A 519-nucleotide genomic window follows, 5' to 3' on the forward strand; every position below is an offset into this window, starting at 1 on the left:
TCCGACATTTAATCGCATTTTGCTCACGTGTATCAGCCCAGATATTGCTCGCGTGCGTGGCTTCAATACCAGCTTTTACGACTACCTATTCGTCATGATGATCACTTTAGTGACAATCGCCGCAGTGAAGATCATTGGTGCCGTGTTAGTGGGTGCGCTGTTATTGATCCCTGGTGCGACAGCTCGGTTGCTCACCAAGCGAATGGGAAGCTTTGTATTGCTTTCTTCTCTGCTTGCGACGGTTGCTTGCTTGGTTGGCACCATATTGCCAATGGAGCTCGACTTACCGGTGCCATCGGGCGCGTCGATCATCATTGTTTCCGCTGCTTTCTTCTTAACTGCAACGGTTTATCGAATTATTCGTAAGGCGTGATAACGCTTTTACCTACCCAACTTAAGTATCTCGACATGAAAATGAAAACTCTTACTTTAGGTTTAGGATTGATGGCGATGAGTACATTGTCATCATTGGCGATGGCCAAAGATATTTTGACCAGTACCCCTGTGACTTACATGCTG

1 protein-coding gene and 1 pseudogene are annotated in these 519 nt (G+C 46.4%); both read left to right on the forward strand.

The window, feature by feature from the left end:
• On the forward strand, positions 1-373 hold a 373-nt coding region (locus R7190_RS30730; protein WP_318138324.1), incomplete at its 5' end, for a metal ABC transporter permease.
• A 35-nt stretch (positions 374-408) separates the two neighbouring features.
• Positions 409-519, forward strand: a pseudogene (locus R7190_RS30735) (ABC transporter substrate-binding protein); the annotation flags it as partial.

It is taken from the genome of Vibrio sp. 1078-1 (genome assembly GCF_033340475.1).